At 31.5% G+C, this 21624-nt stretch carries 28 protein-coding genes and 1 pseudogene; 28 read left to right on the plus strand and 1 reads right to left on the minus strand.

The annotated features are described in order from the left end of the window. A pseudogene (locus tag WBG30_RS13920) lies at positions 1-606 on the minus strand (hypothetical protein); the annotation flags it as partial. A gap of 587 nt (positions 607-1193) precedes the next feature. Here WBG30_RS13920 and WBG30_RS13925 point away from each other — a divergent pair. The 28 genes from WBG30_RS13925 (at position 1194) to secY (ending at position 21150) form a co-directional block, all read left to right on the plus strand. Further along, on the plus strand, positions 1194-4397 hold the full coding sequence (locus WBG30_RS13925; protein ID WP_424505258.1) for a DUF5107 domain-containing protein: 3204 nt from the start codon (positions 1194-1196) through the stop codon (positions 4395-4397). Beyond that, on the plus strand, positions 4394-5887 hold the full coding sequence (locus WBG30_RS13930; protein ID WP_424505259.1) for a sugar ABC transporter ATP-binding protein: 1494 nt from the start codon (positions 4394-4396) through the stop codon (positions 5885-5887). The genes WBG30_RS13925 and WBG30_RS13930 overlap by 4 nt, the downstream gene beginning before the upstream one ends. Before the next feature lie 21 nt (positions 5888-5908). Next, on the plus strand, positions 5909-6856 hold the full coding sequence (locus WBG30_RS13935) for an ABC transporter permease (protein ID WP_424505260.1): 948 nt from the start codon (positions 5909-5911) through the stop codon (positions 6854-6856). Continuing rightward, complete coding sequence (locus tag WBG30_RS13940) at positions 6853-7836, plus strand: arabinose ABC transporter substrate-binding protein (protein WP_424505261.1); 984 nt, start codon at positions 6853-6855, stop codon at positions 7834-7836. Before WBG30_RS13935 ends, WBG30_RS13940 begins: the two co-directional genes overlap by 4 nt. A 313-nt stretch (positions 7837-8149) precedes the next feature. After that, the gene (gene recA / locus WBG30_RS13945) at positions 8150-9220 is read left to right on the plus strand and encodes a recombinase RecA (RefSeq protein ID WP_424505262.1); all 1071 of its coding nucleotides are present in this window, start codon (positions 8150-8152) and stop codon (positions 9218-9220) included. After that, on the plus strand, positions 9192-9752 hold the full coding sequence (locus tag WBG30_RS13950) for a regulatory protein RecX (protein ID WP_424505263.1): 561 nt from the start codon (positions 9192-9194) through the stop codon (positions 9750-9752). Before recA ends, WBG30_RS13950 begins: the two co-directional genes overlap by 29 nt. 461 nt (positions 9753-10213) lie before the next feature. Beyond that, entirely contained in the window at positions 10214-10522 is a 309-nt protein-coding gene (gene rpsJ, locus WBG30_RS13955; protein ID WP_424505264.1) for a 30S ribosomal protein S10, read from the plus strand. A gap of 165 nt (positions 10523-10687) precedes the next feature. Further along, on the plus strand, positions 10688-11314 hold the full coding sequence (rplC, locus tag WBG30_RS13960) for a 50S ribosomal protein L3 (protein ID WP_424505265.1): 627 nt from the start codon (positions 10688-10690) through the stop codon (positions 11312-11314). A 29-nt stretch (positions 11315-11343) separates the two neighbouring features. Further along, entirely contained in the window at positions 11344-11976 is a 633-nt protein-coding gene (gene rplD, locus WBG30_RS13965; protein ID WP_424505266.1) for a 50S ribosomal protein L4, read from the plus strand. Continuing rightward, on the plus strand, positions 11976-12263 hold the full coding sequence (rplW, locus tag WBG30_RS13970; RefSeq protein ID WP_424505267.1) for a 50S ribosomal protein L23: 288 nt from the start codon (positions 11976-11978) through the stop codon (positions 12261-12263). The genes rplD and rplW overlap by 1 nt, the downstream gene beginning before the upstream one ends. Before the next feature lie 55 nt (positions 12264-12318). Further along, the gene (gene rplB / locus WBG30_RS13975; RefSeq protein ID WP_424505268.1) at positions 12319-13152 is read left to right on the plus strand and encodes a 50S ribosomal protein L2; all 834 of its coding nucleotides are present in this window, start codon (positions 12319-12321) and stop codon (positions 13150-13152) included. Positions 13153-13173: 21 nt separating this feature from the next. Then, positions 13174-13455: a 30S ribosomal protein S19 gene (gene rpsS, locus WBG30_RS13980; RefSeq protein ID WP_028854868.1), complete on the plus strand. Its 282-nt coding sequence runs from the start codon at positions 13174-13176 to the stop codon at positions 13453-13455. A gap of 36 nt (positions 13456-13491) precedes the next feature. Further along, positions 13492-13824, plus strand: a complete 333-nt coding sequence (gene rplV, locus WBG30_RS13985) for a 50S ribosomal protein L22 (protein ID WP_424505269.1) — start codon at positions 13492-13494, stop codon at positions 13822-13824. A gap of 17 nt (positions 13825-13841) precedes the next feature. Next, entirely contained in the window at positions 13842-14498 is a 657-nt protein-coding gene (gene rpsC, locus WBG30_RS13990) for a 30S ribosomal protein S3 (RefSeq protein ID WP_028854866.1), read from the plus strand. A gap of 2 nt (positions 14499-14500) precedes the next feature. Beyond that, positions 14501-14920, plus strand: coding sequence for a 50S ribosomal protein L16 (gene rplP / locus WBG30_RS13995; protein WP_424505270.1), 420 nt, complete (start codon positions 14501-14503; stop codon positions 14918-14920). Beyond that, complete coding sequence (gene rpmC / locus WBG30_RS14000) at positions 14920-15108, plus strand: 50S ribosomal protein L29 (protein ID WP_028854864.1); 189 nt, start codon at positions 14920-14922, stop codon at positions 15106-15108. Before rplP ends, rpmC begins: the two co-directional genes overlap by 1 nt. Positions 15109-15149: 41 nt before the next feature. Continuing rightward, positions 15150-15401 (plus strand): 30S ribosomal protein S17, encoded by a 252-nt coding sequence (rpsQ, locus tag WBG30_RS14005; protein ID WP_028854863.1) that lies wholly within the window; start codon positions 15150-15152, stop codon positions 15399-15401. A 35-nt stretch (positions 15402-15436) separates the two neighbouring features. After that, the gene (gene rplN / locus WBG30_RS14010; RefSeq protein ID WP_114642233.1) at positions 15437-15805 is read left to right on the plus strand and encodes a 50S ribosomal protein L14; all 369 of its coding nucleotides are present in this window, start codon (positions 15437-15439) and stop codon (positions 15803-15805) included. Between the two features lie 17 nt (positions 15806-15822). Then, positions 15823-16164: a 50S ribosomal protein L24 gene (rplX, locus tag WBG30_RS14015; protein WP_424505271.1), complete on the plus strand. Its 342-nt coding sequence runs from the start codon at positions 15823-15825 to the stop codon at positions 16162-16164. Between the two features lie 17 nt (positions 16165-16181). Continuing rightward, a complete protein-coding gene (gene rplE, locus WBG30_RS14020; RefSeq protein ID WP_424505272.1) occupies positions 16182-16733 on the plus strand; it encodes a 50S ribosomal protein L5 in 552 nt (183 codons plus the stop codon). Positions 16734-16751: 18 nt separating this feature from the next. Next, positions 16752-17039, plus strand: a complete 288-nt coding sequence (rpsN, locus tag WBG30_RS14025; RefSeq protein ID WP_424505273.1) for a 30S ribosomal protein S14 — start codon at positions 16752-16754, stop codon at positions 17037-17039. A gap of 56 nt (positions 17040-17095) precedes the next feature. Next, positions 17096-17491: a 30S ribosomal protein S8 gene (rpsH, locus tag WBG30_RS14030; RefSeq protein WP_424505274.1), complete on the plus strand. Its 396-nt coding sequence runs from the start codon at positions 17096-17098 to the stop codon at positions 17489-17491. Between the two features lie 25 nt (positions 17492-17516). Further along, positions 17517-18053 carry a 50S ribosomal protein L6 gene (gene rplF / locus WBG30_RS14035; protein ID WP_424505275.1) on the plus strand — a complete coding sequence of 179 codons (537 nt, stop codon included), beginning with the start codon at positions 17517-17519 and terminating at the stop codon, positions 18051-18053. Between the two features lie 29 nt (positions 18054-18082). Further along, positions 18083-18451 carry a 50S ribosomal protein L18 gene (gene rplR / locus WBG30_RS14040; protein WP_424505276.1) on the plus strand — a complete coding sequence of 123 codons (369 nt, stop codon included), beginning with the start codon at positions 18083-18085 and terminating at the stop codon, positions 18449-18451. An 18-nt stretch (positions 18452-18469) separates the two neighbouring features. Continuing rightward, positions 18470-18970, plus strand: a complete 501-nt coding sequence (gene rpsE / locus WBG30_RS14045) for a 30S ribosomal protein S5 (protein WP_424505277.1) — start codon at positions 18470-18472, stop codon at positions 18968-18970. Positions 18971-18985: 15 nt separating this feature from the next. After that, the gene (gene rpmD, locus WBG30_RS14050) at positions 18986-19168 is read left to right on the plus strand and encodes a 50S ribosomal protein L30 (RefSeq protein ID WP_028854854.1); all 183 of its coding nucleotides are present in this window, start codon (positions 18986-18988) and stop codon (positions 19166-19168) included. Next, positions 19168-19686, plus strand: coding sequence for a 50S ribosomal protein L15 (gene rplO / locus WBG30_RS14055; protein ID WP_424505278.1), 519 nt, complete (start codon positions 19168-19170; stop codon positions 19684-19686). Before rpmD ends, rplO begins: the two co-directional genes overlap by 1 nt. Positions 19687-19869: 183 nt before the next feature. Continuing rightward, positions 19870-21150 (plus strand): preprotein translocase subunit SecY, encoded by a 1281-nt coding sequence (gene secY / locus WBG30_RS14060; protein WP_424505279.1) that lies wholly within the window; start codon positions 19870-19872, stop codon positions 21148-21150. Positions 21151-21624 lie beyond the last annotated feature (474 nt).

A 21624-nucleotide genomic window follows, 5' to 3' on the forward strand; every position in this document is an offset into this window, starting at 1 on the left:
TAATTCAAAATATTTATATGCATTCACTTTTAATTGGTGGGTAGAAATTATTTCAGAATTTCCAGATAAGTTGAAATAGGTATGATTAGTCATATTAAGCAAAGTATCTTTTTGACTTTCTCCAAAATATTTAATAGTAATACTATCATTCTTTATAGTATAAACTACTTTTACATATAGGTCTCCTGGAAAGCCGTCTTCCATATATTTTATAAAAGTTGAAAATATAATTTGAATAGAATTTTCTTTAATTATTTTTTTAGAGTCCCATAATTTAAATGAAAACCCATTTTTACCACCATGAAGATTATGGGTTTTATTATCATTTTTATCTAATTGGTACATCTTATTATTTATTGAAAATTGACCATTTTTAATTCTTCCTGAAGTCCTTCCAATTGTTGCACCTCTGTACAGAGGTGATTTTAATAAATAATCTTGCATATTTTCATAAGAAATAGTAATAGATTCAAATATATTATCAATGTTTTTTAGATAGATATTGTTGATGCTAGCACCATAATTTGTTAATTTCACTTTAAGTTTAGATGTTGTAATAGTATATAGAATTAGATTATTTTTATAGATGTTTTTTTTAAATTCCATCTTACCTCCTGGTATAAATATATGTACTATTTCTATCGTGATTTATATTAATAATATCAAACAAAAAGATGAATGTCTAATATTTATATTAGAGGTTTTTTTAGTTTAATGTTTAATCAAAGTTAAAAAACTACCACCATCATTTCTTTCTTCCAACCAAACGATCAGTCTCCTAATGTTCATATTCATCTCTTAATAGCACTGTTGGTTTCATTTATTCAATAAATGTACCTTTTTTATCATTACCTGCTTACTTTAAAACCGTTTTATTCTTTGCTCATGATAATCTTCATATATAAGTTTTAGTAGGATTTAACTTAATATAGATTTTATTATGAGTTTTTTTACTTAGTGGGACAATTCATTTTATAATGTATAGTTCTTACGAATTTTTTTAAGGTAGTATCAATAATAGCATAACTTGAAAGAGCAATATCAAATTACTTTTGGAATAATTTAAGTTTATAGCGTGTAATATAAGTTATATTTTTTTAAAAATAAAGTTAAAAAGTATATATATAAGGAAGAAAAAGTATTTTAATTTATTATAAAAAGGTATATCATATAAATAATAGGAGGTGTTATTTATGTTGAAAGTGTATGAAAAAAGAAAGAAAATACCTACATACGAAGTGGGTGAACCTGATAAGAATCCAATGTTTTTAGAAAAAAGAGTATACCAAGCTTCGAAAGGGAATATATATCCATATCCAATTATCGAAAAGATTAGTGACGAAAAGATTGATAAAGAGTACAATGTTATTTATTTAGAAAACGACTATATAGAGCTTATGGTTATGCCAGAATTAGGTGGAAGAATCCAATATGGATATGATAAAATAAATGATTATTACTTTTTCTACAACAATGAAGTTATAAAACCTGCTCTTGTTGGTTTATGTGGTCCATGGATATCTGGAGGTGTAGAATTTAATTGGCCTCAACATCATAGACCTTCTACTTTTAATTCTGTAGAATATGAGATAGAAGAGAATGAGGACTTTATAATTGTTTGGATGGGAGAAATTGAACAAATGAGTCAAATGACTGGAAGGGTTGGCGTTAAGCTTTATAAAGATAAAGCGTTAGTCGAGGTTTTAGGAAAATCAACTAATTCTACAGAGGTTCCACAAAATTTTTTATGGTGGGCTAATATAGCTGTTCACGTTCATGATGAATATGAATCTTTTTTTCCTGTAGATGTTACTTATGTGTCAGATCATGGGAAGAGAGACATAACGGCATATCCTTATGCTGATTCGATTTATTATAATATCGACTATAAGAATATGGAAGAAAAAGATAGAAACATTACAAATTATAAAAATATACCTGTTCCAATGTCTTATATGGCTTTAGGTTCAAAATATAATTTTTTTGGTGGATATGATTTCAAAAAAAATATGGGAACACTTCATATTTCCGATACAAATACTGCTCCTGGAAAGAAACAATGGACTTGGGGAAATGGTGACTTTGGGTATGCATGGGATAGACAATTGACAGATGAAAATGGACCTTATATTGAATTAATGGCTGGAGTATTTACAGATAATCAACCAGATTTCACTTGGATTGCGCCTAACGAAACAAAGGAATTCAAACAAATTTGGTATCCATTTAAAGATTTAGGGAAAGTTAAAAATGCATCAGAAGACTGTGCTCTAAAAATAGAAATAAATGAGAAAATTGAATTTGGCATTTTTTCTGTTAGAAAAATTCAAGGGATATTAAGAGTAAGTAATGAAGGAATAGAAATTTACTCTAAAGATATTAATTTAGGAATTGGAGAAAATTTTGATGATAGCATTTTAAATAAAAATTATGAAACTTTAAAAATTGAAGTTATAGAAAAAGGAAAAATTCTATTAGGGTTTGAATTTGAAGAAATAGAGAAAAAAGAATTTAAGCCTTATGAAGAAGCACTTTTACCAAAAGAGATATTAACAAATGATGAGCTGTATCAAGTTGGAATTCATTTAGAGCAATATAGACATGCAACTTATAATCCAGAAGATTATTATTTAGAATGTTTAGGACGAGACACAAATGATATGCGTTGTAATAATGCTATGGGAATGCTTAGTTATAAAAAGGGTGATTTTAATGGTGCTTTGATTTATTTTGAAAAAGCAAATGAGCGAGCAACTAAATACAATCCAAATCCCATTGATTGTCAAAGTTTTTATGGAATAGGCTTATGTAATAAGATGTTAAATAATCCTAAACAGGCATATAAAGCATTTTATAAAGCAATATGGGATTACAAATATAAATCTAATGGATATTTTGAATTATCAAAATTAGACATGAAAGATAAAAACTATAAAAAAGCATTGGAACACTTGGAGGAAAGTTTAAAATATAATGCTTTGAATTATGATGCACTTTATTTAAAAGAACTTTGCTTAGAAAAAATATGTAAAACAAGTGATTTTTCTAAAGTGTTAAAATTAAATCCTCTCCATTATCTTTCATCGATAAAAGAAAAAGGAATGGAATTTACTTTTAATAGGATTGGAGTTAAGTATAAAACAATAATTGAATTGGTAACATTTAATTATGAAATTGGAGAGATAGAAAGTATAAAGAAAATGTTGAAAATAAGTAAAGGACTAAAGCATCCTTTACTGAAAATGATAGGAATAATAATTGGTGAAAAATTAGAATATGAAAATAATTTAGACTATGTATTTCCACATAGAGTATTTGAGAGATATATTCTAGAGAAAGTAGAAGATTCTTTTGAAAAAAATTATTTATTAGGAAATTTATTATATGATAAAAAAGAATATGATTTAGCTTTAAAAAGTTTTGAAAAAGCATATCAATATAATTCTGACAATTCAATATTGAATAGAAATTTAGGGATAGCATATAATAATATAGAAAACAATCCAAAAAAATCTTTAGAATATTATGAAAAGGCTCATAGATCTAATGATAAAGATAAGAAAGTGATATTTGAACTTGATTCTTTAAAAAAGTTGATGAATATTTCTCAAGAGGAAAGAATTAAATTTATAGAGAAAAATTTATTTGCACTTGAAAGAGATGACCTCTATGTTGAGTATGTGAGATTATACAATGAAATTGGAAAATATGAAAAAGTATTGAGTTTGTTATTAAAAAGAATGTTCCATCCATTTGAAGGTGGAGAAGGTAAAGTTATAGAGCAATATAGATTTGCTAATATTGAATTAGGTAAAGAATCTTTGAGGAATAATGAATATGAAAAAGCTATAAAATATTTTAAGAATTCTTTAGAATACCCTCAAAATTTTGGGGAAGGGAAAATACATGGGACACCGGAAGCAGATGTTAATTATTATTTAGGAATTGCATATAAAAAAATTGATGTAGAAAAATCTCGAAAATATTTATTAAAATGTGCAAATGAAAGTGTTATTTCTAGTAGTGATTTAAGTTATAAACCAGAAAAACTTCAAATGAATTACTACCAAGGGAAAGCTTTTGAAGAATTGGGAGACTTTGAAAAAGCAAAGGGAATATTTTCAAATTTAGTAGAAATTGCAAAAACTAAAAGCCAAACTGAAGCTAAGGTTCATTACTTTGCAATATCAGTTCCAGAATTGCTTGTTTTTGATCAGGATCTTAATATAGTTAATAAAACTTTATGCTATTATTTGATGAGTTTAGGTTATTTAGGTTTAGGAAATTTAAAAAAATCAAAAGAAAATTTAAAAAGATCATTAGAGTTAGACGTAAATAATTTTGAAGCTATTGCTTTAAATAAAGAATTGCTACTTGAATTTGGTGATGCGGAATGAAAAACACATTAGAGTTTAGAGAAATTACAAAGGATTTTCCAGGTGTAAGGGCGTTAAATTCAGTTTCTTTTAATTTAAAGGGTGGAGAAATAGTAGCTTTTTTAGGAGAAAATGGAGCTGGAAAATCGACTTTATTAAAAATTTTAAATGGTGACTACTATCAAACAGCTGGAAAATATTTAATTAATGGAAATGAAATTTTTTTTAAAAATCCTAATGAAGCAATAAAAAATGGAGTTGCAGTAATATATCAAGAAAGACAAATATTATTAGAGTTAAGTATAGCTGAAAATATTTTTGTAGGGAATTTACCTAAAAATAGATTTGGTTTTGTTGATTATGAAAAATTATATAAAGATACAGAGGCTTTACTTAAAGAGTTTGAATTAGACATTAGTCCTAAGGAATTAGTGAAGAAATTAAATGTAGCTCATCAACAAATGATTGAAATTATAAAAGCTTATTATAAAAATTCTGAAATAATTGCATTTGATGAGCCTACGGCAAGTTTATCTAATGCAGAAACTGATGTTTTATTTGATGTAGTTAGGAAGTTAAAAGCACAAAATAAAATTGTCATCTACGTAACTCATAGAATGGATGAAATAAAATTATTAGCAGATAAAATTGTTGTTTTTAAAGATGGTGAAGTAACAGGGGTTTTTGAAAAAGGGGAAGCAACCGAGAAAGAATTGATTAAAAAAATGGTTGGGAGAGATTTAGGAGACGTTTTTCAAACATCAAAAAAAGGAAATAGAACTGAAGATATTGTCTTGGAATTAAAAGATGTGAACACAGATAAGGTTAAAAATATTTCTTTCAAACTAAGAAAAGGAGAAATTTTAGGATTTTCTGGTCTAGTAGGTTCTGGAAGAACAGAAGTAATGAATGCTATTTTTGGAGTAGATAAAAAAGTATCGGGAAAAATTTTGATAGAAGGAAAGGAAGTTGAAATAAATTCTCCAACAAAAGCTATTCAAGAAGGTATTGGTCTTTGCCCAGAAGATAGAAAACATGATGGAATTTTTCCTGTTTTGAGTGTAGAGCAAAATATGTCTATAATTATTTTAAAGGAGTTGATAAATAAATTTGGGTTTATAGACAAAAATAAAGAAAAAGATTTTTCAAAAGAAAATATAGAGGCTTTAAGTATTAAAACGTCTTCTAAAGATAAAAAAATTATAGATCTTAGTGGAGGGAATCAACAAAAAGTAATATTAGCAAGATGGTTAGCTTCAAAACCTAAAATTTTAATTTTAGATGAACCTACAAAGGGAATCGATGTAGGAGCGAAGTCAGAATTTTATAATTTGATATTTGAATGTGCGAAACATAATATGGGAATAATAGTGATTTCGTCGGAGTTGCCTGAAGTTATAGGAGTATCTGATAGGATAATTGTTATGAGAAATGGAAAAATAGTTGGAGAAGCAGAAAGTTTGGAAGCTACAGAAGAAAAGTTACTAAAGCTGGCTATGGGTACAGAATAAAAAAAGGAGGTGGTTTTTTAAATGGAAAGAATAAAAAAGTATGTATCAGGAGGAAAATTAAGTTTATTTGTTGCCTTAGTAGTGATGTGGGTGATTTTTTCGATGTTATCACCGTATTTTTTTACAACTCAAAATTCAATAAATATTTTAGTTGCGGCATCTTTAATGGGACTAGTTGCGATAGGTGAAACTTATTTATTAATTGGAGGGCTAGTTGATTTATCTCCAGGTTCTACTGCGGCTCTATCTAGTGTAATTGTAGCAATTTTATTGAGAAGTGGCTTGAATATGGGATTAGCAATTATTATTTCTATTATCATAGGAATTTTTATAGGGATGATAAATGGAATAATAGTTAATAAATTAGAAATAGAACCATTTATAGCAACTTTAGCTAGTATGACGATAGTAAGAGGGGCAGCATTTATCTTTAGTGGTGGAAAACCAATATTTGTAAGTAATAAAAATTTTATATTACTTGGGAAAACTAGAGTTTTAGGAATTCCAATACCGGTATTAATCTTGATAGCTGTATTTATTATATTTGGTATAATTTTAGGAAGGACAAGTTTTGGAAGAAATATTTATGTTATTGGAGGGAACAAGAAAGCTTCATTTTTAGCTGGACTAAATCCTCAAAAGATGACTTTAATATTATACATGATTATGGGAGGTCTTTCAGCTCTAGGAGGAATAATATTGACTTCAAGATTGACTTCAGGACAACCGGCAGCAAATATTGGTTTAGAATTTGATGCAATTACGGCAGCGGTTTTAGGAGGAACAGCTTTTACAGGAGGAGTGGGAACTATATTTGGTACATTTTTAGGAGTGCTTATTTTACAAGGGTTTAATAATGGACTACTAATATTGAATGTACCTTCGTTTTGGCAATATGTTGCTAGAGGATTATTATTGCTAATAGCTTTAGCTTTTGATTACATTAGAAGACAAAGGAGGAAAAAATGAAAAAAATAATTAGTTTAATGTTTTTAGTATTAGTGAGTATTGGTTTGGTTTCGTGTGGTGGAAAAAAAGAAAAAGTAAATAGTAATGAGTTAGTAATTGCAGGAATATATAAAGCTGGAGATCAAACTTGGTTTATTGATGAGGGAAAAGCAGCGGAAAAAGCAGCTAAAGAAATGGGTGCAACAAAATTTATATATATTGATGCACAAATGAATCCAGATACTTATTTGAGTGCTTTAGAAAATATAATAATTCAAAAAGTTGACGGTGTTCTTATATGTGTTCCAGATCAAAATTTGAGTCAAATAACTGTATCAAAATTAAAAGAAGCAGGAATTCCAGTGATAGCAGTAGATGATGCACTAGTTGATCAACAAGGTGAATTAATAGCTCCGTGGGTAGGAATAAGTTCTAAAAAAATTGGATTATCTGTAGGGAAATGGGGTGCTAACTATATAAAAGAAAATAAATTAGAAAATGATGAAAGTGTCGGTGTATTAATATTAACTATGGATACGGTATCAAGTGTTGTGCCTAGAACAGATGGAGAGCTTGAATCTATTTTAGAAGTGTTGCCTGATTTTTCAAAGGATAGAATTTTTAAATCGGACTATAATGGTGAAACAGATAAAGGTTATAATGCAGCAGCAGCAATAATCACAGCGAATCCTAATATTGAAAAATGGATTGTAATGGGTGGGAATGAAGAAGGAACAATCGGTGCTGTAAGAGCGTTAGAACAAAGTGGAAAAGACAAAGAATCAGTTGTAATAGGAATGGGTGGATATTTAGCTATTGGTGAATTTGAAAAAGAATATTCGGCTATGAAAGTGGCACCATATTTTTCAGCAGATGAAATTGGTGGAGAGTCAGCTAGATTATTAATTAAAAATATAAAAAATGGGGAAGAAATTCCCATGAAAACAGCAGTGGATGCTTTTATGATAACTAAAGAAAATTATAAAGAAGTTACAAAATAATTAGATGACTAAAATAAAGTAAGTTTTTATACATGAACAATCACGAAAGTTCAGTTATTTATAAAAATATTTAAAACTTAGGATAATAAAAGAACATATTTCATATAAAGAAGGTGACTCATTGGTAGAAATTTTACTGAGGTTACTTTCTTTTGTTTTGTGGAATATTTAAATTTTTCAGTTAATTTATTAGTTGTAGAAGGAATTACCTGTATTAAGTGGTGATATATATTGGTACAACTTTAATTGTAAAGAAGGGAATAATATAGTAAACTATTCTTAGAAAGAAAAGATTTTTTAATGAGGTGAAAAGATGGCTAAAGAAAAAATGACTAAGAAAAAAGAAGTAGTAGTAGATAAAAATAAAGCATTAGAACTTGCAATGAAGCAGATAAAGAAAGAGTACGGTGATGGATCTATAATGAAAATGGGAGAAAATGCCCATATGAAAGTAGAAGTAATCCCTACTGGAAGTATAAATTTGGATATAGCATTGGGACTAGGAGGATATCCTAGAGGTAGAGTTATTGAGGTCTATGGAGCTGAAAGTTCAGGGAAGACAACTGTAGCCCTTCATGCTATAGCAGAAGCACAGAAGATAGGTGGAATAGCCGCATTTATAGATGCAGAACATGCATTGGATCCTAAATATGCAAAGGCTTTAGGAGTAGACGTAGATGAATTATTGATATCACAGCCAGATTATGGGGAACAAGCATTGGAAATTGCAGATATGTTAGTGAGATCAGGAGCAGTAGACATAATAGTAATTGACTCGGTAGCTGCACTGGTACCAAAAGTAGAGATAGATGGAGAGATGAGTGATCAACAGATGGGGTTACAAGCTAGATTAATGTCAAAAGCTTTGAGGAAACTAACTGGTAATTTAAATAAATCAAAAACTACTATGATTTTTATAAATCAAATTAGAGAAAAAATAGGTGGGTTTGGATTTGGACCACAAACAACAACAACAGGTGGTAGAGCACTTAAATTCTATTCATCTGTAAGACTTGAGATAAAAAGAGTGGGGTCGGTTAAACAAGGTGATGATATTTTAGGGAATGAAACTAAAGTAAAGGTAACTAAAAATAAGATAGCTCCTCCATTTAAAGAAGCAGCATTTCAGATAATGTATGGAAAAGGAATTTCTAGAGTAGGGGAAATATTGGATTTAGGTATTGAGAATGATATAGTGGCAAAATCAGGAGCTTGGTTTAGTTATGGTGATATTAGATTAGGTCAAGGTAGAGAAAATGTAAAAGCTAGACTAGAGGAAGATAAGGAGCTTTTAGGTCAGATAGAAAAAGAAGTGAACTTAGTTTTATATCCAGTAATAGAGGAAAAGGTTGTAAATGAAGATACTGAAGTTTCAGAAAAATAAGGTATACCTTGAAAATGATGAAGTGATAGACATAAATAGAGATATAAAAGCTAAATATAGGATAAAAACTGATGGTGAGATCAGTCCAGAGGAATACCGTGATATTATCTATGATTCGGCTCTTTCAAAATCTTATTTTTTGTTATCTAAACGTGATTATACAGTGAGAGAGCTTCTACAAAAGTTCAGAATGAAATATAAGAGAAATTCAGTAGTTGAAAGCCAACTGCAAAAAGTGATCTCTAAATTATCTGAGTTAGGGTATTTAGATGATTATAGTTATGCTGAATCTTATATAAATTCGAAAAAAAACTTAGGTAGAAAGAGAATAGAATACGAACTTCATTTAAAAGGAATAGATTCATCAATTATAGATATTGTCTATGGTGAGGTAAAACAGGATGAGAAAAAAATGATCTCAGATTTACTTTATAAAGTGAAAAATAAGGAAAAAGAAAAACAGGTTGCCTACTTTATGAGGAGAGGTTTTAAATTAGGGGATATACTGGATGTATTGAAAGGATTAGACTAAAGAGTTTAATCCTTTTTTTTTAGTTGATTTTCTCACTTTAGTTCCCTTTTGTCACATTCAAAATTTGTTTTATCTATAATCGATTTTTGTATTTATAAAACGAGAAAATATAAATATAAAAAGTTGCTACAAAAACATACTATATATATGGAAGTATAATAAGCGAGGAAGTGTTAAGTGTAGTTTCTTGAAGTTTAATATCATTGAAATAAATTTCCTAAAAACTAAAATTTTAAAATCGGACTTTTGTCCTGTATTTTTCTCGTTGTTTTTGATAAACTAACTAAGTATTTAAGAAGTGGATAGCCGAAAAAAATCGGAAATCCCCATAGTCACAAAAACAGTTTATAACACAAAAAACATTTTGCATTTTTTAGAAAGTGTGATATAATATTTGGGTTGTGAAAGATAGTTGACCTTAAAACTATAAAACATTACAAGACGGGAGGTGCAATATACAAATGGCATCAAAGTTAAGAATCTATTTAAATGCTTATGATCATAAATTATTAGATCAATCAGCAGCAAAAATCGCAGACGTTGCTAAAAAATCTGGAGCGGAAATCGCAGGACCTATGCCTTTACCAACAAAGATAAAGAAGCACACTGTATTAAGATCAGTTCACGTTAACAAATCTTCTAGAGAACAATTCGAAATGAGAGTTCACAGAAGAATGGTTGAGATTAAAGACGCTACTCAAAAGACTATTTCATCTTTAACTGCAGTTAACTTACCAGCTGGTGTAGGTATTGAAATCAAACAAGTTTAATTACTAATGGTTTCGTTTTGTTAGGTAATTTAAAAATCACATTTTAGATTGCTTTACAGAATAATACAAGTTGGCAGTAATAAGCTGTTTTCTGTAAAAAGAAAATGTGGGAACCACGAGGCAAAGTTGCTAACCAATATATTATTTGATGGAGGTAGACACAATATGTCAGGAATTTTAGGTAAAAAAATCGGAATGACTCAAATTTTCGAAAATGGAAAAGCTATTCCAGTAACAGTAATCGAAGCAGGTCCTAACTACATTTTACAAAAGAAAACTGTAGAAAAAGAAGGGTACTCAGCTATTCAATTAGGTTTCGGGGAAAAGAAAGAGAAGAACACTACTAAGCCACTTATGGGAATCTTCAACAAAGCTGGAGTTAAATCTCAAAGATTTGTTAAAGAGCTTAAAGTAGACTCGGTAGAAGGTTATGAATTAGGACAAGAGTTAAAAGTAGACGTTTTAGAAGGAACTAACTTCGTAGACATCACTGGTACTTCGAAAGGTAAAGGTACTGCTGGTGTAATGAAGAGACATAACTTCAGCGGAAACAGAGCGACTCATGGTGTTTCAAGAAATCATAGACTTGGAGGATCAATTGGACAATCTTCAAACCCTTCTAAAGTATTCAAAGGTATGAAAATGATGGGAAGATATGGTAATGCACAAGTAACTGTTCAAAACTTAGAATTAGTAAAAGTTGATGTTGAAAACAACTTATTATTAGTAAAAGGTGCGGTTCCAGGACCAAAGAACGGATACATCGTAATTAAGCCAGCTATCAAAAAATAATTTAGAAGGAATAAGAGAGGAGGACGACAATGTCAGTTTTAAATATATATGATGTTACAGGTGCTCAAACTGGTACTGTAGAAGTTAAAGATACAGTATTCGCTATTGAGCCTAATAAGACAGTTTTACACGAAGTGTTAACTGCTGAATTAGCTGCTGCAAGACAAGGGACTGCATCAACTAAGACAAGAGGAATGGTGAGAGGTGGAGGAAGAAAGCCTTTCAGACAAAAGGGAACAGGTAGAGCTAGACAAGGTACTATCAGAGCCCCTCATATGGTAGGTGGAGGAGTTACATTCGGTCCGTCACCAAGATCATTTGAAAAGAAAGTAAATAAGAAAGTAAGAAGCTTAGCTTTAAAATCAGCATTATCAGCTAAAGTAGCTAACGGGGATATCTTAGTATTAGATGCAACATTCGATGCACCTAAGACAAAAGCAATCGTAGCGTTAACAACTGCTTTAAAAGCTACTAATAAGCAATTATTCGTAGTAAATGATTTAGCAAACAAAGAAGACTTCAACTTATATTTATCAGCTAGAAACCTAGAAAATGCAGTTGTATTACAACCAAATGAATTAGGTGTATACTGGTTATTAAAGCAAAACCAAGTAATCATTACTAAGGATGCTTTAACAACACTTGAGGAGGTGCTAGGATAATGACTGCTTACGATATCATCAAAAAGCCTATCATCACTGAAAAATCTGAAATTTTAAGAAGAGAATTCAATAAATTCACTTTTGAAGTAAATAAGAAGGCTAACAAAATTGAAATAAGAAAAGCTATCGAAACTATCTTTAATGTAAAGGTAACAGATGTAGCTACATCTAACATCAAATCAGTTTCAGCTAGACATGGACAAAAATTGTACATGACTCAAGCTAAGAAAAAAGCTGTTGTAACATTAGCTGCAGGAAATGCAATTACTTACTTCGAAACAGTTTAATTGAACAAAATTTTAAAAATATAAGATATTTATAGGTCAATGGAGGTTAATAGAAATGGCAATCAGAAAGATGAAAGCTATGACTAACGGTACGAGACATATGTCTTACCTAGTTAGTGAAGAATTAGATAAAAATGTTAGACCTGAAAAATCTTTGACTGTACCTTTAAACTCAGCGTACGGTAGAGATAACTATGGTCACAGAACAGGTAGAAACAGACAAAAAGGTCATAAGAGAATGTATAGAATAATTGATTTCAAAAGAAATAAATTAGACATACCTGCAAAGGTAGCATCTATTCAATATGATCCAAACAGAACGGCAAACATCGCTTTATTACATTATGTAGATGGAGAAAAGAGATATATCTTAGCTCCTAAAGGATTAGTAGCTGGAGACGTTGTAATGGCAGGAGCTACTGCAGAAATCAAGCCAGGAAACGCACTTAAGTTAAAGGATATGCCAGTAGGAACGCAAATCCATAACGTTGAATTACAAATTGCTAAAGGTGGACAATTAGTAAGATCTGCAGGGACTTCAGCTAGACTAGTTGCTAAAGAAGGAACTTACTGTCATATCGAATTACCTTCTGGAGAATTAAGATTAATTCATAAAGAATGTATGGCAACTATTGGTGAGATCGGAAACGCTGAACATCAATTAGTGTCAATCGGTAAAGCAGGTAGAAACAGAAACATGGGAAGAAGACCACATACAAGAGGATCAGCAATGAATCCTTGTGATCATCCACATGGTGGAGGAGAAGGTAGATCACCTATCGGTAGAAAATCTCCTGTTACTCCTTGGGGTAAACCAACTTTAGGTAAGAAAACTAGAACAAATAAAGCATCTGATAAGTTCATCGTAAGAAGAAAGAAGAAAAAGTAATTTGAGAGGAGGCACTGACTAATGGCAAGATCATTAAAAAAAGGACCTTTTTGTGATCATCACTTAATGAAGAAAGTTGAAGCAGCAGTTGCAGCGGATAACATGAAAGCGGTAATCAAAACTTGGTCAAGAAGATCAACTATATTTCCTAACTTCATTGGATTAACATTTGGAGTCTATAACGGTAAAAAGCATGTACCTGTTCACGTAACTGAGTATATGGTTGGGCATAAGTTAGGAGAATTTTCACCTACTAGAACTTATTACGGTCATGGTGTAGATAAAAAGAAAAAGAAAAAATAATGTATCAATTAGGATATGATAAGGGAGGTTATACTAGTGGAAGCTAGAGCAATAACTAGATATGTGAGATTATCTCCAAGAAAAGCAAGATTAGTAGCAGACTTAATAAGAGGAAAATCAGCTTTAGAAGCGTTAGATATCCTTGAGTTTGCAAACAAGAAATCAGCAGTAATAATAAAGAAAACTTTATCATCAGCTATCGCTAATGCAACTAACAACCATGAAATGGATGAAGAAAAATTAGTTGTTTCTACAATAATGATCAATGAAGGACCAGTATTGAAGAGAATAAAGCCAAGAGCAATGGGTAAAGCAGACATAATCAGAAAACCTACAGCACACATCGTTGTAGCAGTATCAGAGAAGTAAATCAGGGAGGTAAGACTGTGGGACAAAAAGTAGATCCTAGAGGACTAAGACTTGGAATTACAAGAACTTGGGAATCAGCTTGGTATGCTGGAAAAAAAGAGTACGCAAATTACTTACACGAAGATATGGAAATCAGATCTTTCGTAAAGAAAGCTTACTACCATGCAGGAATTTCTAAAGTTAAAATAGAAAGAACTTCACCTTCACAGGTTGTAGTTTTAATATTCACAGCTAAAGCTGGAATTGTAATTGGAAGAAAAGGTTCTGAAATTGAATCGTTAAAGACAAAATTAGTTAAGATGACTGGTAAAAAAGTTATCATTAAAGTGCAAGAAGTTAGAAACTTCAACAAAGATGCAACTTTAGTAGCAGAGGGAATCGCAACTTCAATTGAGAAGAGGGTTGCTTATAAAAGAGCAATGAACCAAGCTATCATGAGAGCTGAAAAAGCTGGAGCAAAAGGAATCAAAGTTATGATTTCAGGAAGACTTAATGGAGCAGAAATCGCTAGAGCAGAGTGGAATGTAGCAGGAAAGGTACCTTTACATACTTTAAGAGCTGACATCGATTACGCAACAGCAACTGCTAGAACTACATATGGTGCTTTAGGAATCAAAGTATGGATTTTTAATGGTGAAGTGCTTCCAACTAAAAAGGAAGGAGGGGTTAAGTAATTATGTTAATGCCTAAAAGAACAAAACATAGAAAAAGTTTCAGAGGAAGAATGAAAGGATCTGCTTCAAGAGGAAATACTGTAGCATTCGGAGATTGGGGATTACAAGCCCTTGAGCCTAAATGGATTACGAATAGACAAATTGAATCTTGTAGAGTAGCAATAAACAGAACTTTCAAAAGAGAAGGAATGGTATTCATTAGAATATTCCCTGACAAGCCTATCACAGCAAGACCTGCTGGAGTTAGAATGGGTAAAGGTAAAGGTAACGTAGAAGGTTACGTTGCAGTAGTAAAACCAGGAAGAATCTTATTTGAGGTTTCTGGAATACCTGAAGAGCTTGCATTAGCAGCTTTAAGAAAAGCTACAATGAAATTACCTATCGCTTGTAAAATTGTAAAAAAAGATGGTGGTGAGAAATAATGGAAGCTAAAGAAATCAGAGGAATTGCTACTGAGGAATTAGTAGTAAAAGCAAAAGAATTAAAAGAAGAATTATTTAACTTAAAGTTTCAACTTTCATTAGGTCAATTAGCGAACACTGCTAAGATAAGAGAAGTTAGAAGAAACATCGCTAGAATCAAAACTATTTTAAATGAGAGAACAGCTTAATAAAGTTAAGTAACTCATTGTACAACGAGGAGGTAGGGTTCTTGAGAAACGAAAGAAAAGTTAGAGAAGGAATCGTTGTTTCGGACAAGATGGATAAAACTATCGTTGTTATGGAAGAAACTACGAAATTACACTCTTTATATAAAAAAAGAATGAAAAGAACTAACAAATTTAAGGCTCATGACGAAAACAATATTGCTAAAACTGGCGACAAAGTAAGAATCATGGAAACTAAGCCATTATCTAAAGATAAGAGATGGAGATTAGTTGAAGTAATAGCAAAAGCTAAATAATCTTAATTAATTAGAGATTGAGAGGAGGGTACAACATGGTACAACAACAAACTGTCCTTAATGTTGCTGATAACTCGGGTGCTAAGAAAATAATGGTAATCAGAGTTTTAGGTGGATCTGTAAGAAGATTCGGAACTATCGGTGATATAGTTGTAGCTTCAGTTAAAGAAGCGAATCCTGGCGGAAACGTTAAAAAGGGAGACGTAATCAAAGCTGTAGTAGTTAGAACTAAAAAGGAAATAAGAAGACAAGACGGATCATATATCAAATTTGATGACAACGCAGCAGTTGTAATCAACGACAAAAAAGAGCCAAGAGGAACAAGAATTTTTGGACCTGTTGCTAGAGAATTAAGAGCAAAAGACTTTATGAGAATAGTTTCTTTAGCTCCTGAAGTATTATAAGGAAGGAGGCTTAAATCATGGCTAAACCTAAAATCAAATTCGTGCCTACAAAAATGCACGTTAGAACTGGAGATACAGTAATGGTAATCTCTGGGTCAGATAAAGGTAAAACTGGAAAAATCACTAAAGTATTTACTAAAAAAGGTAAAGTTTTAGTTGAAGGAATCAATGTTGTTACTAAGCATTTAAAACCTAGCCAAACAAATCCACAAGGTGGAGTTGTAACTATGGAAGCACCAATTTTTTCTTCAAAGGTAATGATCTTTGATGCTAAAACTGGAAAGCCAACTAGAATTGGATCTAAGGTAGTAGATGGTAAGAAAGTAAGATACTCTAAAGTTTCTGGAGAAACTTTATAAGTAAAGGAGGGTAACTAGTGGCTAAATATGTTTCTAGATGTCATACAAGATATACAAATGAAATGACTCCTGCTCTTATGAAAGAGTTAGGATTAACAAATATAATGGAATGTCCAAGATTAAACAAAATTGTTTTAAACATGGGTGTTGGAGAAGCGACTCAAAACTCTAAATTAATGGATGCAGCAGCAGCAGACTTAGCAATTATATCTGGTCAAAAACCAGTTGTAATTACAGCTAAGATGTCAGAAGCTGGATTCAAATTAAGAGAAGGTCAAGCAATCGGAACAAAAGTAACTCTTAGAGGAGAAGCTATGTACGATTTTATGGATAGATTAGTAACTGTAATCTTACCAAGAGTAAGAGACTTCGATGGAGTTTCTGCAAAAGCATTTGATGGTAGAGGAAACTATTCTCTTGGAATGAGAGATCAATTAGTATTCCCTGAAATCGAATTCGATAAAGTAGATAAATTATTCGGAATGTCAATATCAATAGTTTCATCAGCACAAACTGATGAGCAAGGAAGAGCATTACTAAAAGCATTTGGTATGCCTTTTAAAAAGTAGTAGGAGGAGGACGAGCACATGGCTAAAAAGTCTATGATCGCAAGAGACGTTAAAAGAGCTAAACTAGTTGATAAATTTGCTGCAAAAAGAGCAGACTTAAAAGCTAGAATACAAGCTGGAGACGTAGAAGCTGTTGATGAATTAAACAAGCTTCCTAAGAATGCCTCTCCAGTAAGAAAAAGAAATAGATGTCAAATAGACGGAAGACCTAGAGGATATATGAGAGAATTTGGAATCTCTAGAATTAAGTTTAGACAATTAGCTGGAGCAGGATTAATACCAGGTGTAACTAAATCATCTTGGTAGTAATATCCATTAGATCGTAACATCATATAAGAAACTAGGAAGGAGGATTTGTAGATATGTTTTTAACTGATCCAATCGCAGATATGTTAACAAGAGTTAGAAATGCTAACTCAGTAATGCACGACAAAGTAGATATTCCACATTCAAAAATGAAGGTAGCTTTAGCTGCTGTATTAAAAGAAGAAGGGTATATCTCTAACTATAAAGTAATCACTGATGGAAACAAGAAAAACATCAGAGTATATTTAAAGTATGTAGGAAAAGAAAAAGTAATTAAAGGAATCAAGAGAATATCTAAGCCAGGAAGAAGAGTTTATTCTTCTGCTGACGATATGCCAAGAGTATTATCTGGATTAGGAATTGCTGTAGTTTCAACGTCTAACGGACTTGTAACTGACAGAATTGCTAGAAAGACTAATATTGGTGGCGAAGTACTATGTTACGTTTGGTAAGAAATAACTAGGAGGTGCATTTTAAATGTCAAGAATCGGTAATAAAGCCCTAGTTATCCCTGCAGGCGTAGAGGTTACTATCAATGAAAATGTAGTAACTGTAAAAGGACCTAAAGGAACTTTAACTAGAGAAATCTTTAACGGATTAACTGTTAAAATTGAAAATAATGAATTAACTGTAACAAGAGACGGAGACACTCCTACTGAAAGAGCTATGCACGGAACTGCAACAGCTAACATCAACAACATGTTTGTTGGTGTAACAGAAGGATTCAGAAAAACATTAAACTTAGTAGGTGTTGGATATAGAGCCAAAGCTGCTGGGAAAGGATTAGAAATCGCTTTAGGTTTCTCTCATCCAGTGTTAATTTCTGAAGTTGACGGAATTCAATTTACAGTTGAAAAAGGTAATACTACAATTCATATTGATGGAATATCAAAGGAAGTAGTTGGACAAGTAGCAGCAGAAATCAGAGCAAACAGAAAACCTGAACCTTATAAAGGAAAAGGAGTTAAGTACTCGGATGAAGTTGTAAGAAGAAAAGAAGGTAAGAAAGCGTAATTTACCTTAACTAATAAGGAGGTAAGCAGTTGTTTAAAAAAGTTAATAGAAAAGCTTTAAGAAGAAGAAAACAATTGTCTATTAGAAACAAGATCTCTGGTACTGTTGAAAGACCAAGATTAAATGTTTTTAGATCAAACAATAACATATTCGCTCAATTAATTGACGATGTAAATGGTGTAACATTAGTTGCAACTTCAACTATATCTAACGATGTAAAAGCTGAAGTTAAGCACGGTGGAAACATAGAGGCGGCAAAGTTAGTAGGTAAGAAAATTGCTGAGCTAGCTGTAGCAAAAGGATTAGAAACTGTAGTATTCGATAGAAGTGGTTATGTATACACTGGTAGAGTTGCTGCGTTAGCTGATGCTGCTAGAGAAGCTGGATTAAAATTCTAGTAGAGAGGAGGATATATTTTGTCTAAGTTTAAAAGAGAAGAAAAAGAATTTAAAGAAAAAATATTAAAAATCTCTAGAGTTTCTAAAACTACAAAAGGTGGAAGATCAATATCTTTCTCAGTTTTAGCTGCAATAGGTGATGAAAAAGGTAGAGTAGGTTTAGGATTAGGAAAAGCCAATGGTGTTCCTGACGCTATCAAAAAAGCTATAGCTACTGCTAAAAAGAACATGGTAACTGTTTCTTTAAGAGGAACAACTATACCTCATCAACAAGATGGTGTGTTCTTAAGTACTAAGGTGTGGATGAAGCCCGCATCTGAAGGTACTGGAGTAATTGCTGGATCATCAGCAAGAGAAATCTTAGAATTAGTTGGAATAACAGATATCTTAACGAAGATCAGAGGATCTAAGAACAAGATAAACGTTGCAAGAGCTACTATCGAAGGTTTAAAAACTCTTAGATCAGCTGAATCAGTTGCAAAATTAAGAGGTAAAGAAGTTAAGGAAATATTAAACTAAGGAGGTAGCAAAGACATGGCAAAATTATTAGTTAGACTTGTTAAGAGTCCAATTGGAAGAAAACCAAGACATATTGCTACATTACAATCTTTAGGTTTAAAAAAAATAGATGATGTAGTAGAACACAACGATACAGCAGATATCAAAGGTAAATTACACCAAATTGGATATATGCTTAACGTTGAGGAGGTAAAATAATGAAATTAAATGAATTAACGCCTTCAGTTCCTAGAAAAGATAGAAAAAGAGTCGGAAGAGGAATGTCTTCTGGTACTGGTAAAACATCTGGAAAAGGACATAATGGACAAAAATCAAGATCTGGTTCTGGATCAAGCTTAAGAGCTGGATTCGAAGGTGGACAAATGCCTTTAATCAGAAGAATTCCTAAGAGAGGATTCTCAAACTTTAGATTCAAGAAAGATTTCGCAATTATTGATTTAGACATCTTAAACTTATTTGAGGCAGGAACTGAAGTTTCTCCTATCATGTTAGTTGAAGCTGGAGTTATCAAGAATGTTAAATCTGGAATCAAGTTATTAGGAAGCGGAACTTTAGACAAAAACGTATCAGTTATTGTTAATAAAGTATCTGCATCAGCTTTAGCAGCTGTAGAAGCTAATGGTGGAACTGTTACAGTTCACGTTGTTAAGACTTTTAAAGATGTAGCTGGAAATAGAGATAAGCAAGCAAAGAAAGCAACTAACGTAGCTGACTAAGCTAAATTATTTTAAATAAGAGGTCTGCAATTTTGCAGACCTTTTGTAATATTATAAATTAATGAAATAAGATGACATAGAAGATATTAAAAAGAAAAAAAATGTGCTATACTTATAGTATCCGTATTTTCAGGGAAATATATATACTACACACAATTATATTGTGCAACAAGGGGTGGACAGATGTCGTTATATGATCAATTTAATGCCAAGCTCGAGGCTGTAATGAATACGCCTGAACTTAAAAAAAGAATAATTTATACATTATTGATGTTTTTAGTAGCTAGGATAGGAACATTGATTCCTGTTCCAGGGGTAGACCTAGAAAGATTAGCTTCTATGGTAAACAATAACAGTGTTTTAGGGTTTATAAACATGTTTTCAGGAGGAGCTTTCCAAAGGGTATCTATTTTTGCACTAGGAGTAATGCCATACATCAATGCTTCGATTGTAATGAGTTTATTAGCAGTTATTATACCGAAATTAGATGAAATCCAAAAAGAAGGGGAATCTGGAAGAAGTAAGATGACTCAATGGACAAGATATTTAACAATAGTAATCGGTTTTATACAAGCTTTTGGTGTAACTATGTGGTTACAATCTATGGGACTTGTTATGACACCTGGATTTATGTTTGTTATGACAACTGTAATTACAGTAACTGCTGGTACTGTATTCCTTATGTGGGTAGGAGAGCAAATTTCAATTAAAGGGGTAGGTAATGGTATTTCACTTATTATCTTCTTAAATGTAATTGCTAGAATGCCTTCTGGAGTTATTCAAACAATACAAACAATGCAAGGAAATAAATTTTTAATACCTGTTTTAATAGCTGTAGGAGCCTCTGCGTTATTAACTGTAGGAGGAATAGTAGTATTCCAATTGGCACAGAGACAAATTCCTATCCACTATGTTGGAAGGGGATTTCAAGGGAAAGGAAATGCTGCAAATAGTAGTTTCTTGCCTGTAAAATTAAATTCAGCAGGAGTAATGCCCGTAATCTTTGCATCTGTAATAATGATGATTCCATCGTTACTAGTGAGCTCATTGCCGTCAACTATGCCATACTATGCTTTAATCAATAGAATGTTAGGAAGAAATCATCCTATATATTTAATTTTATATGCGATTTTAGTAATGTTTTTCTCATTTTTCTACACAGCTATGATGTTTGATCCAGAAAAAATTGCTGATAACTTAAAGCAAGGTGGAGGAACAATTCCTGGAATTAGACCTGGAAATGAAACTGTAGACTATTTAGAAAAAGTAATAACTAGAATTACTTGGGGTGGGGCTGTGTTCTTAGCAGCTATAGCAGTCTTACCTGCTTTTATATTCACAGCAGCAGGATTACCTGTATTCTTTGGTGGGACAGGTATAATAATCGTTGTAGGAGTCGCAATAGACACTATACAGCAAATCAATGCTCATTTAGTAATGAAAGAGTATAAAGGTTTTCTATAAAACTAATAAAAAGGTTCTAAGAGTAAAAATCTTAGGACCTTTTTTATTAGGATAGTTATGAATTTTTATTATTGCTGAGTTTATATTGAAATTATTGTGGATTTTAAGTAAGAATAGATAAAGATAAAAAATAAGAAATAAATAATTTTTTTTAATTAGAAGTGAAAAGATACTAATTATTGTAAAGTATTATTGAATTTTTCATGTTTTTTTTAGTGTGATAACACATATGTTTTGTCAGCTGTAGCTCAATAAATTAAAAAGCTAGAGAATGCGTTATTGAAATTTCTTCACTCCCTTTGAAAAAATCCAATGAAAAAAACAAAAAAACTCTTGACGAAAACTTGTAAACACGGTATACTTCTTCTTGTCCGCAAGGGAAAGCGAAAGTGACCTTAAGCGAGACAACCAATAGGACATTAGCAATTAAATAGAGAAAGAAAGTGTAAATTAAAAACTCAATTGTCGTTTAAA

Origin of the sequence: Psychrilyobacter sp., assembly GCF_049671765.1 — a bacterium.
Lineage (GTDB): Bacteria > Fusobacteriota > Fusobacteriia > Fusobacteriales > Fusobacteriaceae > Psychrilyobacter.